The following is a 14,759-nucleotide window of genomic DNA, read 5'->3' on the forward strand; positions in this document are numbered from 1 at the left end:
AGGGTGGTCGACCGGGGCGGGGGTCCGGGCCCGGTCAAAGTCGGTGCGTGGGTGGTGCCCGGAGGACTTCTTCGGTGTCGTCGGGGTTGGCCCCTTCACAAACCGATGACCGAACGATTACATTGGCGCACATCCATGGGAGCGCTCCCGCGACTCCTTCGGTCCTCGCACCACCACCCGCCTCCGGCGACGCCCACCACCCGCGACGCCCCGTCCCCGCGTCAGGCGGGCGTCGTCGGAGGCACCATCGACAGGAGTTCCGCATGCAGCACCCGAACCGGCCCGGCCGGTCGGGCGCGGGCCGGCCCCGGCTCCGCCGCCTGCTCGCCGCCGGTGCCGCCCTGACCAGCGGGCTGGCCCTCGCCATCAGCGCCGTCCCGCTCACCGCCGGGGCCGCCCCCACCGTCGCCGGGCGCGCCGAGGCCGCCGGCACCGGCATGTTCAACTACCCCGAGGCGTTGCAGAAGTCGCTGCTGTTCTACGAGGCGCAGCAGTCCGGCAAGAAGCCGTCCTGGAACCGGGTCTCCTGGCGGGGCGACTCCGCGCTCAACGACGGCGCGGACGTCGGCGTGGACCTCACCGGCGGCTGGTACGACGCCGGTGACCACGTGAAGTTCGGCTTCCCGATGGCGTTCAGCGCCACCATGCTCGCCTGGGGCGCGGTCGAGTACCGCGACGGCTACGTCGCCGCCGGCCAGCTCACCCCGCTGCTGAACAATCTGCGCTTCGTCAACGACTACTTCATCAAGGCGCACCCCTCGGCCAACGTGCTCTACGGGCAGGTCGGCAAGGGCGACGACGACCACAAGTGGTGGGGCCCGGCCGAGGTGCTGCCGATGGCGCGGCCCGCGTACAGGATCGATGCCAGCTGCGGCGGCGCGGACCTGGCGGGGGAGACGGCGGCGGCGATGGCCGCGTCGTCGATGGTGTTCCGGCCCACCGACGCGACCTACGCCGACAAGCTGCTCACCCACGCCAAGCAGCTCTACACGTTCGCCGACACGGTGCGCAAGAGCTACCACGAGTGCATCACCGACGCGACGAGCTTCTACAAGTCGTGGAGCGGCTACCAGGACGAACTGGTCTGGGGCGCGATCTGGTTGCACCGGGCCACCGGTGACGCGGCCTACCTGGCCAAGGCCGAGAGCGAGTACGACAAGCTCGGCACCGAGCCGCAGTCCACCACCCGGTCCTACAAGTGGACGATCGCCTGGGACAACAAGCAGTTCGGGGCGTACGTGCTGCTGGCCAACCTGACCGGCAAGCAGAAGTACGTCGACGACGCCAACCGGTGGCTCGACTACTGGACGGTGGGCGTCAACGGTCAGAAGGTGCCCTACTCGCCGGGCGGGATGGCCGTCCTCGACTCCTGGGGCGCGCTGCGGTACGCGGCCAACACCAGCTTCGCGGCGTTGGTCTACAGCGACAGGACCACCGACGCCACCCGCAAGGCCCGGTTCCACGACTTCGCCGTCCGGCAGATCAACTACGCGCTCGGCGACAACCCGCGCAACTCCAGCTACGTGATCGGGTTCGGCAAGAACGCGCCGAAGAACCCGCACCACCGCACCGCCCACGGCTCCTGGTGGGACAGCCAGACCGTGCCGGTGGAGACCCGGCACGTGCTCTACGGCGCGCTGGTCGGCGGCCCGTCGGCGGCCAACGACGCCTACACCGACAGCCGGTCCGACTACGTGATGAACGAGGTCGCCACCGACTACAACGCCGGTTTCACCTCCGCCCTGGCCCGGCTCTCCCAGGAGTACGGCGGCACGCCGCTCGCCGGTTTCCCCACCGCCGAGCAGCCGGACATCGCCGAGCTGACCGTGGAGACCACGGTGATGCAGGCCGAGCCCCGGGCCACCGGGCTCAAGGCGATCATCTACAACAAGTCGGCGTTCCCGGCGCGGGCGCTGACCAACGGGAGGTTCCGCTACTACTTCCGCCCCGAGGGCAGCACCGCCGTGCAGGTCACCCCCGGCTACACCCAGGGCTGCCCGTCGCCGTCGACCGCCAGGCAGCTCTCCGGCGACATCTGGTACGTCGAGGTGGACTGCACCGGTCAGACGATCGCCCCGGCCGGGCAGTCGCAGCACCGGATGGAGGTGCAGTTCAAGATCGGCGTACCGGAGGGCGGCACCTGGGACCCGACCAACGACCCGTCGTACCAGGCCACCGCCGGCCCGAACCCGAAGGTGCCGCTGTACGACGGCACCACCCGGATCTGGGGTGACGAGCCGACCTCGACGCCGACGGACACCACCCCGCCCACCGTCCCCGGCACCCCGGTCGCCTCGGCGATCACCTCCACCGGCATGACGCTGACCTGGCCCGCCTCCACCGACACCGGTGGCAGCGGACTGGCCGGCTACGACGTCGTCCAGGAGTTTGTCGGCAGCGACGCGTTGATGTCGTACCGCACCACCACCAACAGCCTGACCCTGACCACGCTCCTGCCCGCCAGCAACTACCGGTTCTGGGTCCGGGCCCGCGACGGCGCCGGCAACAGTTCGCTGTCGTCGCCGGTGCTCGCGGTGGCCACCCCGGCCGGCAACGGCCCGGACACCACCGGACCGACCCAGCCGGGCACCCCGGACGCGTCGAACGTCGGCACGAACGGGCTCACCCTGACCTGGACGCCGTCCACCGACAACGTCGGGGTCACCGGCTACAAGGTCTACAAGTCGTCCCTGCCGGGTCCGGTGGTGATCGGCACCCCCACCGGCACCACGTTCCCGGTGACCGGGTTGACGCCCGACACCTCGTACGGGTTCTACGTGGTGGCGGTGGACGCGGCAGGCAACCCGTCGACCCCGTCGAAGACCCTCACCGTGCGGACCCTGCCGGACACCACGACGCCGACCCCCACGCCCACCCTGCCCGCCTCGTCGTGCAAGGTCGGCTACACCACCAGTGACTGGACCAACGGCTTCACGGCCAGCATCACCGTCACCAACACCGGCACGACCGCGCTCACCGGCTGGAGTCTGGCCTTCACCTTCCCGAACAGCGGGCAGAAGGTCGGCCAGGGCTGGTCGGCGACGTTCGCCCAGACCGGTACGGCGGTGACCGCGACCAGCATGAGCTACAACGGGGCGCTCGCCCCCGGTGCGTCCACCAGCATCGGGTTCAACGGCACCCACACCGGCAGCAACCCGAAGCCGACGAGCTTCACCCTCAACGGGGCCGCCTGCACGGTCTCCTGATCGTCGACGTGGCGTGGCCGGCACCGCACCTGCGGTGACCGGCCACGTCGCGTCGGGCCGGCCCGGCCAAAAATGTTCCGAAACTTTTCCGAAACACCTTTGTTCCGACCGGTGCATGATGGAAACATCGACGGCATTAGATTTAATAACCGCAACGTCCGGTCGTCCCGCCCCGACGGCCTGGGTGTGGGCCAGTAAGGAGGCCACGATGGCAACGAGCCCATCCGATCATCGCGGCGGGAGCCGACGACGCCGCTCGCCCGCCGTCCGAGCACTGCTCGCCGGCGCGGTCAGCGTCGTCACGGTGGCATCCGCCGCGGTGATGATGCCCTCGGCGAACGCCGCCGCGACCACGCTGGGCGCGGCCGCCGCGCAGTCCGGCCGGTACTTCGGCACGGCGATCGCGGGGAGCCGGCTCGGCGACTCGACGTACAGCACGATCGCCGGCCGCGAGTTCAACATGATCACGGCCGAGAACGAGATGAAGCCGGAGGCGACGCAGCCCCAGCGGGGCCAGTTCAACTTCAGCGCCGGTGACCAGATCTACAACTGGGCGACCCAGCGCGGCCTGAAGGTGCGGGGGCACACCCTGGCCTGGCACGCGCAACAGCCCGGCTGGATGCAGAGCCTCAGCGGCAGCAACCTGCGCCAGGCCATGATCGACCACATCAACGGCGTGATGGGCCACTACAAGGGCAAGCTCGCCGCCTGGGACGTGGTCAACGAGGCGTTCAACGAGGACGGCAGCCGCCGGTCGTCGAACCTCCAGGGCACCGGCAACGACTGGATCGAGGTGGCGTTCCGCACCGCGCGGGCCGCCGACCCGTCGGTGAAGCTCTGCTACAACGACTACAACATCGAGAACTGGTCGTACGGCAAGACGCAGGGCGTCTACCGGATGATCCAGGACTTCAAGTCCCGGGGCGTGCCGATCGACTGCGTCGGCCTGCAGACCCACTTCACCGGCGGCAGCTCGCTGCCGAGCAACTTCCAGACCACGCTGTCCAGCTTCGCCGCCCTCGGGGTGGACGTGGCGCTGACCGAGGTCGACGTCACGAACTCCTCGACCACCCAGTACGCCGGGCTGACCCAGGCATGCCTGAACGTGCCGCGCTGTATCGGCATCACGGTGTGGGGCGTGCGCGACAGCGACTCCTGGCGCTCCAACGAGAGCCCGCTGCTCTTCGACGGCGGCGGCAACAAGAAGGCCGCGTACAACTCGGTCCTCAACGCGCTCAACGCGGCCCCCCCGACCTCCGGGCCGACCACGGGCCCGCCCACCACGACCCCGCCCACCACGACCCCGCCGCCGAGCGGCGGCGCCGGCCGGATCGTCGGCGTGCAGTCGAACCGGTGCATCGACGTGCCGAACGCCACGCAGACCAACGGCACCCGGGTGCAGCTCTACGACTGCAACAGCCAGTCCAACCAGCAGTGGACGTACACCAGCAGCAAGCAGTTGCGGGTCTACGGCACCAAGTGCCTGGACGCGAACGGCGCGGCCACCGCCAACGGCACCGGGATCATCATCTGGGACTGCAACAGCGGGGCGAACCAGCAGTGGAACATCAACTCCAACGGCACCATCAGCGGGGTGCAGTCCGGCCGCTGCCTGGACGTCTGGGGCACCGGCAACGGCCAGCAGGTCCAGCTGTACGACTGCCACGGGCAGACCAACCAGCAGTGGCGCACCGACTTCGCCGGTAGCACCACGCCGCCGACCTCGACGCCGCCCACCACGACCCCGCCGCCGACCACGCCCCCGGCGGGCGGCTGTGCCCTCCCGTCGACCTACCGGTGGTCGTCGACCGGCGCGCTGGCCAGCCCCAAGAACGGCTGGGTCTCGCTCAAGGACTTCACCAACGTGGTCTACAACGGCAAGCACCTGGTCTACGGCTCGTACGTCAACAGCAGCGGCCAGTACAGCTCGATGAACTTCGGCACGTTCACCAACTGGTCCGACATGGCCTCGGCCAGCCAGAACGGGATGAGCGAGGGCACCGTGGCGCCCACCCTGCTGTACTTCGCCCCGAAGAACATCTGGGTGCTGGCGTACCAGTGGGGCCCGACCTCGTTCAGCTACAAGACGTCGAGCGACCCGACCAACGCCAACGGCTGGTCCTCGGCGCAGACGCTGTCGACGGCCACCCTCCCGGACGCCCCGTACGGTGTGATCGACCAGACCCTCATCGGTGACGACCAGAACATGTACCTGTTCTTCGCCGGGGACAACGGCAAGATCTACCGGTCGAGCATGCCGCTGGGGAACTTCCCGGGCAGCTTCGGTTCGAGCTACACGACGGTCATGACCGACTCGACGAACAACCTGTTCGAGGGCGTCGAGGTCTACAAGGTGGCGGGCCAGAACCAGTACCTGATGCTGGTCGAGGCGATCGGAAGCCAGGGGCAGCGCTACTTCCGGTCGTTCACCTCCAGCAGCCTGGGCGGCTCGTGGACCCCGCAGGCCACCAGCGAGAGCAACCCCTTCGCCGGCAAGGCCAACAGCGGTGCCACGTGGACCAACGACATCAGCCACGGTGACCTGGTCCGCACCAACCCCGACCAGACCAAGACCGTCGACGCCTGCAACCTGCAGTTGCTCTACCAGGGCAAGGACCCGAACGCGAACACTGACTACAACCTGCTGCCGTGGCGGCCGGGTGTTCTCACCCTCCAGCGCTAGGCGCACCTTCGCACGCTGAACAACCGGGGCGTGTCCGGCACCCGAGGGTGCCGGACACGCCCCGCCCGGTTTCAGTCGGCCAGTTCCTCCGCGAGCAGGTCCATCAGCAGCGCGTCGTGCCAGCGCCCGTCCGCGCCCCGCTCGTACCGCCGCATCACGCCCACCGGACGGAACCCCACCTTCGCGTACGCCCGGATCGCCGCCGTGTTCGCCGCCGCCGGGTCGATGGTGAACCGGTGGTGGCCGTACTCGTCGATCAGGTGCCGGACCAGGGTGCGGACCGCGTCCCCGCCCAGCCCGTTACCGCGTACCGCCGGGTCGAGGAAGACGTCCAGGCTGGCGTGGCGGTAGTCCGGGTCGGTCTCGGCGTACCACTGGATCGCCCCGACCAGCCGCCCCGCGTGCTCGATCACGTAGACCGTCAGCGCGTCGTCGGCCAGGTCGGCCCGCACCGACGCGGCCAGGTCGTCTCCGCCGCGCCACCAGCGGCGCACCTCGGGGGTGGCCCGGATCGCGGCCAGGGCCGGCACGTCGGCACCGGTCACCGGGCGCAGCGTCACCGTCCGCCCACGCAGCACCCGTCAGCCCCGCCGCTCGCCGTGCTCGACGCAGACCGCCGACCAGCCCACCGGGAGCACCTGCACCTTCATCCGCCGTCGGCAGTGCCCGCAGTAGCGGGGCGGCTCCAGCACCCGGGCCGCCGCGCAACCCGGGTGCGGGCCCGCCGTGGCGTCCGCACCACAGCGGTCGCACCAGGTCGCGGCCGACGTCAGCACGGCGGACCGGGTCGTCCGGCCGTCGGCGGTCGGGTCGGTCATCATCACCTCACAGGGTGGCGGAGAGCGCCTTGACCGGCATCTTCAGCTCGTCGAGCAGCTTCAGGTCGTCGGTCGCCGGTCGACCCAGCGTGGTCAGGTAGTTGCCGACGATCACCGCGTTGATCCCGCCGAGCAGGCCGTCGCGGGTGCCCAGGTCACCGAGGGTGATCTCCCGGCCGCCCGCGTACCGCAGGATGGTGCGCGGCATGGCCAGCCGGAACGCGGCGATGGCCCGCAGCGCGTCGCGGCCCTCCACCACCGGCCGGTCGCCCAGCGGCGTGCCCGGACGCGGGTTGAGGAAGTTCAGCGGCACCTCGTGCGGGTCCAGCTCGGCGAGCTGCGCGGCGAACTCGGCGCGCTGCTCGACGGTCTCGCCGAGGCCGAGGATGCCACCGCAGCAGACCTCCATGCCGGATTCGCGGACCATCCGCAGGGTCTCCCAGCGCTCCTCCCAGGAGTGCGTGGTGACCACGTTCGGGAAGTACGAGCGGCAGGTCTCCAGGTTGTGGTTGTAGCGGTGCACGCCCATCTCGACCAGGTCGTCGACCTGCTCCTGGCTGAGCATGCCCAGCGACGCGGCGACCTGGATGTCGACCTCCGCGCGGATCGCGGCGACCCCCTCGCGCATCTGCTTCATCAGCCGGTCGTCGGGGCCGCGCACGGCGGCCACGATGCAGAACTCGCTCGCCCCGGTCGCCGCCGTCTGCTTCGCGGCCTCCACCAGTGACGGGATGTCCAGCCACACCGACCGGACCGGCGAGGTGAACAGGCCGGACTGCGAACAGAAGTGGCAGTCCTCCGGGCAGCCGCCGGTCTTCAGCGAGACGATCCCCTCGACCTCGACCTCCGGACCGCACCAGCGCATCCGCACCTCGTGGGCGAGCTGGAGGGCGGCGGTGAGGTGCTCGTCGGGCAGGGTCAGCACCGCGAGGACACCGGCCTGGTCGAGGCCGACGCCGTCGCCCAGCACCTGGGTCCGGGCCTGGTCGAGGATCTCTGGCATGGCTCGTACCCTACAAGGCCGGTGCGGGCCGGGAAACGCCCGAGCCGACGGCCCCCGGCCACCCCGGCGGCCCCGCGGGCCGCTCTGTCGCACGGCGGTGCGGCGGGCCGCCGCCACGCCGGTGCCGGCCCGGCGGATGGTAATTTCGCCCGGCGGCGGCAACGCCGTCACCCGCCGGCGCGGGCCGGTCGTCCGCGACGGGAACCCCGGCGGCGGCGGTGTCAGGTCGGCAGGGTGGCAGGTCGGACAGCGGACGGAGGCGGTGACCGGTGGCGGACTGGCTGGCGGCCCTGGACCGCCGCGCCGCGCTGCGGGCGAAGGCCGGGCTCACCCGGACCCTGCGCCCCCGCGCCGCCGGCGACCCGGACATCGACCTGGCCGGCAACGACTACCTGGGCCTGGCCACCCACCCCGAGGTCGTGGCTGCCGCCGTCCGGGCCCTGTCCGGGTACGGCCTGGGCGCCACCGGTTCCCGGCTGGTCCGGGGCTCCACCGACGTCCACCACGCACTGGAGGACGACCTGGCCGACTGGCTCGGCGTCGAGCGGGCACTCGTCTTCTCCTCCGGCTACCTGGCCAACCTGGCCGCCGTCCGGGGCCTGGTGCAGCCGCGTACCCTGCTCGTCTCCGACGCCCACAACCACGCCTCGCTGATCGACGGCTGCCGGATCTCCGGCGCGGAGACGGTGGTCACCGCGCACGCCGACGTCGACGCGGTGGCCGCCGCGCTCGCCGCCGCGCCGGGTCGCCCGGCGGTGGTGGTCACCGAGTCGGTGTTCTCCGTCGACGGCGACCTCGCGCCGCTGGCCGCGCTGCACGCGGTGGCCCGGCGGCACGGCGCGCTGCTGCTGGTCGACGACGCGCACGGGCTCGGCGTCACCGGCCCGGCCGGCGCGGGCGCGGTGGCCGCCGCAGGGCTCGCCGGAGCGCCGGACGTGGTGGTCACCGCGACCCTGTCCAAGGCGCTCGGCGGCGCCGGCGGGGTGGTCGCCGGTCCGGCCGAGTTCGTCAGGCACCTGGTGGAGACCGGGCGGACCTTCATCTTCGACACCGCGCCGCCGCCGGCGGTCGCCGCCGGGGTACGGGCCGCCGTGGCGCTGGCCCGGTCCGCCGACGACCTGCGCGCCGAGCTGACCGACCGGGCCGGCTACGCGGTACGCCGCCTCGGCGCGGCCGGGTTGCCGGTGTCCACCCCCGACGCCGCCGTGGTGTCGGTGACCGCGCCCGGCCCGGAGGCCGCCACCGCCTGGGCGGCCGACTGCCGGGCCCGGGGCGTCACGGTCGGGTGCTTCCGCCCACCGTCCACCCCGGACCACCGCTCCCGCCTGCGGCTGACCCTCTCGACCGGGGTGACCCGGGCGGACTTCGAACACGCACTGGAGACCATCGTGGAGTGCGCCCCGCAGTCGCGAGCCGAGGTGATCCCGTGAGCGCGAGGAGTGAGCGGGGTTTGCGAGCCCCGCAGTCGCGAGCCGAGGGTTGCACCGTGAGCGCGAGGAGTGAGCGGGGTTTGCGAGCCCCGCAGTCGCGAGCCGAGGTGATCCCGTGAGTGGGTGGAAGGGGGCGGTGCTGGTCACCGGAACCGACACCGAGGTCGGCAAGACGGTGGTGACGGCGGCGATCGCGGCCGCCGCTCAGGCCGCCGGCCTGCGGGTCGCGGTGGTCAAGCCGGGCCAGTCGGGGACGGCCACCGGCGAGCCCGGCGACGTGGACGCGGTGACCCGGCTGGCCGCCCCGCTGACCGGTCGTACCCTGGCCAGCTACCCCGACCCCCTGGCTCCGCTGGCCGCCGCCCGGGTCGCCGAGCTGGAGCCGTTGGAGCTGTACACGGCCGTCGACGCGATCCGCGCGGAGGTCGACAAGCACGACCTGGTGCTCGTCGAGGGGGCCGGTGGGCTGCTCGTGCCGATGGGGCTGCGTCCGTCGGGTGAGGCGTGGACCGTCGCCGACCTGGCGGTGTCGCTGGGCGCCCCGGCGGTGGTGGTGGCCCGGGCCGGGTTGGGCACTCTCAACCACACCGCGCTGACGCTGGAGGCGTTGGAACGCCGGGCCGTGCCCGCCGGGGTGGTGATCGGCGCGTGGCCGGCGGAGCCGCAGCTGGTGCACTGGGCGAACCTGACTGAGCTGGTGCCGAACCTGCTCGGCGCGTTGCCGTCCGGGGCCGGGGCGATGGACCCGGGCGTGTTCCGCCGGTCCGCCCCGGGCTGGCTCACCCCCGACCTGTACGGGGTGCTCGACGACTGGCGTGCCTGGGCCGAGGACGCCGGCTGACCGGTCCGCGACCGGGCAGCGCCTCGTGCGGCCCTCCGGTGGGCGACGGGCACCACCGGGGCGTCGCAGGTGCTCTCACTCGGTGGCGGGAACCGGCCGGGGTCGGTCGTCCTGCGCCGGTCGTGGGGCGATGACCTGCACGTCGGCGTCGCGGTTCTGTGCCTCGATCCAGGTGTCCAGGGCGGTCCGGCAGGCATGGTCGACGTGCCGCAGGCCGCCCAGGTCCAGCCGTACCCGCCGGTCGTCGGGCAGCTCGTCGAGTGTGGCGAGGATGGTGGGCAGCCGGAGGAACGTGGCGTTGCCGGTGATCGCCACGTGCACCGGGTCGACGTCGTCGTGCACGGTGACCCGCACGTGGGACGTCTCCCAGGCGGTCTTGACCACGGCCAGCCCGAGGCCGACGAGCACCCCGGTGAACAGGTCGGTGCCGAGGATCGCGACGGCGGTCACCACCAGCACCACCGCCTCGCCCCGGTGTTCCCGCCACAACCCGGGCAGCGCCCGCCACGGCAGCAGCTTGCACCCGGCGTGCACCAGCACGGCGGCGAGTGCGGGCATCGGGATCAACCCGACCAGCCCGGGTACGGCGGCGACGAAGAGCAGCAGCCACACCCCGTGCAGCACCCGGGACGCCTTCGTCCGCGCGCCGGCCCGTACGTTGGCGGAGCTGCGCACGATGACGGCGGTCATCGGCAGCGCGCCGAGCAGGCCGCAGACCGTGTTGCCAGTGCCCTGGGCGACGAGTTCGCGGTCGAAGTCGGTCCGGGGGCCCTGGTGCATCCGGTCGACGGCCGCCGCGCTGAACAGGCTCTCCGCCGAGGCGACCAGGGCGAACGTGACGATGGTGGCGAGCATCCCCGGGTCGGTGAGGGCCGTCCAGTGCCCGAGCGACGGGGTGAGCGCGGCGAGCATCCCCTCCACCGTGATCGTGTCGACGGGCAGCCGCAGGGCGGCGCTCGCCGCCGCCGCGGCGACCACGGCGACCAGCGCGCCGGGGACCAGGCCCGGCCGGCCGGGCAGCCGGTCCCACAGCAGCATGACCACGAGCGTGGCGGCACCGACGGCGAGCGACACCCGCGCCGTCACGGAGCCGGTCAGCTCGCCGGCCAGGGCCGGTAGCCCGGTGAAGCCGGCGAGCCCGGTCGGTGGCGTGTCCGCCCCGGCCAGCACGTGGAGCTGCCCGGCGACCAGCAGCAGGCCGATCCCGGTGAGCATGCCGTGCACCACGGCCACCGAGATGGCCCGGAACCACCGGCCGAGCCGCAGCAGCCCCAGCCCGATCTGGAGCAGACCGGCGACCAGCACGATGGTGCCGAGGCCGGCCAGCCCGTACCGTTCCACGGCTTCGGCGACGAGCACGGTCAGCCCGGCGGCCGGCCCGCTCACCTGGAGGCTGCTGCCCGGCATCACCCCCACCACCAGCCCACCGACCACCCCGGTGACCAGCCCGAGTTCGACGGGTACGCCGGAGGCGACCGCGATCCCGACGCAGAGCGGCAACGCGACCAGGAACACCACGAGCGACGCCGGCACGTCATGCCGCCACGTCCCCCACCTCACCGTCCCCCACCGCCCCGCGCCACCCCGTCCGCCCCGGTGATCAAGAGGTTTGCGTCAATTCGAAGATCAACCTTGACGCAAACCTCTTGATCAACCCGGGAGGGTGGGGGGAGCGGGGGTGGAAACGGGGGCGGGGGTGGGGGTGGGGGTGGGGGTGGGGAGGGGGCGGGGTGCATGTGGACCTCCCGGGTTGGTGTGGCGCGGGGCGTCACGTGGGGTTCAACCCGTGGCGGGGAGCGGGGGTTACGCCTGTTTCCGCAGGTGAGCGGGGTTCGGACAGGGTTACGGCGTGGGGTTGCGGCGGACCACGAAGGCGTCGGGCATCCGGAAGGTGAGGTTGTCCGGGCACCACGGTGGACGTACCACAGTCACCGCGTCCAGCAACGGTGCCGCCTCGGCGACCACCACCGCCGCCTCCAGCCGGGCCAACTGTGCGCCCACGCACCGGTGCGCCCCCGCCCCGAAGGCCAGGTGCCGGCGGGACCCGCGCTGCCCCGGGCGGAACCCCGCCGGGTCGGCCACCACCTCCGGGTCGCAGCCGGCTCGGGCCAGCCACAGCAGCATCGAGCTGCCCGCCGGCACCGGCGTACCGCCCAGGCTGGTGTCGGTCGCGGCCACCCGCCGCCAGGTGACGATCGGCGGCTCCCGCCGCAGGCCCTCCTCGACCACGTCGGCGACGGCGACGGTGCCGGCCCGCAGCCCGGCGCGCACCCCGGGTTCGCCGGTGAGCCGGTGCAGCAGCAGGGTCAGGAACTGGCTGGTGGTCTCCTGCCCGGCGACCAGCAGGAAGAACAGCGCCCCGACCACCACGTCCGGGGAGTGCCCGGCGGCGCGCAGCCGACCGGCCAGGCCGCCGCCGGTGCCGGCGAACTCCCGCAGTACGGCGTGGAACCGGCCCACCTCGACGGCGAGGCTCTGCTGCCGGTTGGCGTCCAGCGGGGCCCAGAACAGTTCCAGCGCCGCCCGCGCGAAGTCCTTCACCGCACCCACCGGGGCGTCCGGCAGCTCGACCAGCCGGGCCAGCGCCAGCAGCGGCAGGTCGGCGGCGAGCCGGGCGTGCAGGTCGACCGGCCGACCGGCGGCCAACTCGGCGGCGATGCCGGCCACCCGGTCCCGGACCAGGGCCGTCAGCCACGGTCGCTGGGCGGCCACCCGGTCGGGGTGCAGCGCCTCGGCGACGATCGCCCGGATCGCCGGGTGGCTGGGGCCGGCGTTGTTCGCCAGCGTCGGCGGCAACCGGAACCGGTGCGCGGTGAGCACCCGCAGCGCGGCCACCGGGATCGGGGTCACCGCGTCCAGGGCGTTGTCGGGTCGCCAGGTTACCGGGTCGGCGAGCACCTGCCGGACCAGCGCGTGCCGGGTCACCACCAGGTGGACGCCGCCGACCCGGTCGACGACCCTGGCCACGTCCGGCCAGGGCTCGTCGACGGACGCCTCCCACCCCCGGAACAGCACGCGGTCACGCTAGCGGGCGGCCCCCGGCGGGGCGGGGTCCAGTTCCCACACCGTGGTGTGCTTCACCCGGACGCTCTCCAACGCCTCCGGCACCGGCACGTCGTAGCCGGCCAGCTCGCGGAACCGTTCCCGGGGCAGGAACGCCCGGCCCGGGTCGCCGACCAGCACCCGGGCACCGGAGCGGGCGGCCCGCAGCAGGAAACGCAGCACCCGGCGGGCCATCGCCTCGCTGTAGAAGACGTCCCCGGCGAGCAGCACCTCGGCGTCCCCGGCGTCCCCGTCGAGCACGTCGGCCAGTTCGGCGTCGACGCGTACCCCGTTGGCGTGGGCGTTGAGGGCGACGGCGGCGACGGCCCGCTCGTCGATCTCCACCGCCCGCACGGTCGCCGCGCCGGCCCGTGCGGCGGCGATGGCGACCAGGCCGGAGCCGGAGGCGAGGTCGAGCACCCGGCGGCCGGCGACGGTCTCCGGGTGGTCGGTGACGTACCGGGCCAGGCCCTGCCCGCCGGCCCAGGCGAAGGCCCAGAACGGCGGCGGCTGGGAGCTGCGGAACTCGCCCTCGGTCAGCTCCCACAGGCCGATCGGCTCGTCGGCCTGGTGCAACCGCACCTCGGGTACGAAAGCGACCGGGGCGAGCCGGGCGTGCAGCCGGACGAAGGCCGCGGAGAGTTCGGACACCCGCCCAGGATGTCAGCCGCGTGACGGCCGGCGTGGTCGCCCCTCGTCCGCCCCGCGGAAAGCGGGCTGGCCCACACCGTCACCCGGCGTGTCGGCGGTGACCGGTGACCGGTTCACCACTGTCGGTGTTAACCCGCACCGTACTTGCCGATCGGCGCGAACACGCCCGTCTACCGGCTTCCCCGTCGTGCTCATAGCGTGGCGAGTGGACAAGACCGACGGGAGGAGCGAGGCGGTGGTGATGGTGTGGCGGAACGCGCTACGGGTCGGGGCGGTGCTGGCCTGCCTGTCGGGGACAGGGCTCGTCGGGCCGACACCGGCGTCGGCGGCGGACCGCTTCTCCACCGAGCTGAGCGGCCTGCCGGCCCAGTTCACCGCCGGGGACCAGGTGCGGACGGTCTCGGCGGTGGTGTCCCGCAAGGGCAACGGCGGCTGTGTGAAGGTCCGCTGGTCGATGGTGCTCTCGGTGCAGGGGCTGCGACTGGACCAGGTCAAGATGGACCGCATCGAGGAGACCGGCTCGTTCCCGCTGGACATCCGGGCGCAGGGGGACGTGGCCCGGCTGACCGACCGGCAGCTCGACCCGGGCACCCTGTGCCCGGACCGTACGGTCACCGCCACCTACCGGGTGGCCTTCGCCGAGGACGTCACCCGGGGCCGGATCACCATGGCCGCCGAGGCGTACGACCCGAACCTGCGGCTGCTCGCCCGGCAGAGCGCCACCCGGCAGGTCGTCGGCACGGCCCCACCGCCCACCACGGCGGCACCCGAGCCGACCACCGCGTCGCCGGAGCCGACCGAGGAGGCGCTGGAGCCGACGGAGGAGGAGACCGAACCGACCGAGGAGGCGCTGGCCGAGGTGCCGCCACCGGCTGCGGCGAACCGTTCGGCCAACGCCAGCGGGGGCTTCGGGGTGGTGCAGGCGGCGTTCCTGCTCGGCGGCCTGCTGCTCTTCCTCGGTGTCGGCCTGCTGATGCGGCTGCGGCAGCTCACCCGGACCGCGTCCGACGGCGGGGAGGCCGACGGCGTGCCGGTGCGTCGGCCCGTCCGCTGGACCACCGTCCGACGCTGATCGGGGGCCGCCG

At 72.9% G+C, this 14,759-nt stretch carries 11 protein-coding genes; 5 read left to right on the forward strand and 6 right to left on the reverse strand.

Annotated features, from left to right (window positions below):
• The first annotated feature begins 263 nt into the window (after positions 1-263).
• Positions 264-3,206: a glycoside hydrolase family 9 protein gene (locus tag Q2K16_RS29615; RefSeq protein WP_302741622.1), complete on the forward strand. Its 2,943-nt coding sequence runs from the start codon at positions 264-266 to the stop codon at positions 3,204-3,206.
• Between the two features lie 208 nt (positions 3,207-3,414).
• The gene (locus Q2K16_RS29620) at positions 3,415-5,889 is read left to right on the forward strand and encodes a non-reducing end alpha-L-arabinofuranosidase family hydrolase (RefSeq protein WP_302741624.1); all 2,475 of its coding nucleotides are present in this window, start codon (positions 3,415-3,417) and stop codon (positions 5,887-5,889) included.
• Between the two features lie 71 nt (positions 5,890-5,960).
• Here the strand turns inward: Q2K16_RS29620 and Q2K16_RS29625 are convergent, their stop codons facing one another.
• The 3 genes from Q2K16_RS29625 to bioB are packed head-to-tail and all read right to left on the reverse strand — an operon-like array spanning position 5,961 to position 7,710.
• Entirely contained in the window at positions 5,961-6,467 is a 507-nt protein-coding gene (locus Q2K16_RS29625) for a GNAT family N-acetyltransferase (protein ID WP_302741625.1), read from the reverse strand.
• Positions 6,468-6,470: 3 nt separating this feature from the next.
• Entirely contained in the window at positions 6,471-6,710 is a 240-nt protein-coding gene (gene bsaP, locus Q2K16_RS29630) for a biotin synthase auxiliary protein BsaP (protein WP_302741626.1), read from the reverse strand.
• 4 nt (positions 6,711-6,714) lie between these two features.
• A complete protein-coding gene (bioB, locus tag Q2K16_RS29635; protein WP_302741627.1) occupies positions 6,715-7,710 on the reverse strand; it encodes a biotin synthase BioB in 996 nt (331 codons plus the stop codon).
• A 269-nt stretch (positions 7,711-7,979) separates the two neighbouring features.
• On the opposite strand from bioB, the gene Q2K16_RS29640 reads away from it, so the two are divergent.
• The gene (locus Q2K16_RS29640; protein WP_302741628.1) at positions 7,980-9,140 is read left to right on the forward strand and encodes an 8-amino-7-oxononanoate synthase; all 1,161 of its coding nucleotides are present in this window, start codon (positions 7,980-7,982) and stop codon (positions 9,138-9,140) included.
• Positions 9,141-9,276: 136 nt separating this feature from the next.
• On the forward strand, positions 9,277-9,981 hold the full coding sequence (gene bioD / locus Q2K16_RS29645; protein WP_302746655.1) for a dethiobiotin synthase: 705 nt from the start codon (positions 9,277-9,279) through the stop codon (positions 9,979-9,981).
• Between the two features lie 75 nt (positions 9,982-10,056).
• On the opposite strand, the gene Q2K16_RS29650 is transcribed toward bioD, so the two are convergent.
• From Q2K16_RS29650 to Q2K16_RS29660, 3 genes are all read right to left on the reverse strand, one after another.
• Complete coding sequence (locus tag Q2K16_RS29650; RefSeq protein ID WP_302741629.1) at positions 10,057-11,514, reverse strand: SulP family inorganic anion transporter; 1,458 nt, start codon at positions 11,512-11,514, stop codon at positions 10,057-10,059.
• A gap of 309 nt (positions 11,515-11,823) precedes the next feature.
• The gene (locus tag Q2K16_RS29655) at positions 11,824-12,996 is read right to left on the reverse strand and encodes a cytochrome P450 (RefSeq protein ID WP_302741631.1); all 1,173 of its coding nucleotides are present in this window, start codon (positions 12,994-12,996) and stop codon (positions 11,824-11,826) included.
• Positions 12,997-13,005: 9 nt separating this feature from the next.
• Positions 13,006-13,674: a class I SAM-dependent methyltransferase gene (locus tag Q2K16_RS29660; RefSeq protein WP_302741632.1), complete on the reverse strand. Its 669-nt coding sequence runs from the start codon at positions 13,672-13,674 to the stop codon at positions 13,006-13,008.
• A gap of 205 nt (positions 13,675-13,879) precedes the next feature.
• On the opposite strand from Q2K16_RS29660, the gene Q2K16_RS29665 reads away from it, so the two are divergent.
• Positions 13,880-14,746 (forward strand): hypothetical protein, encoded by an 867-nt coding sequence (locus Q2K16_RS29665; protein ID WP_302741634.1) that lies wholly within the window; start codon positions 13,880-13,882, stop codon positions 14,744-14,746.
• Positions 14,747-14,759: the final 13 nt, after the last annotated feature.

Origin of the sequence: Micromonospora cynarisoli (assembly GCF_030518815.1) — a bacterium.
GTDB lineage: Bacteria > Actinomycetota > Actinomycetes > Mycobacteriales > Micromonosporaceae > Micromonospora > Micromonospora wenchangensis.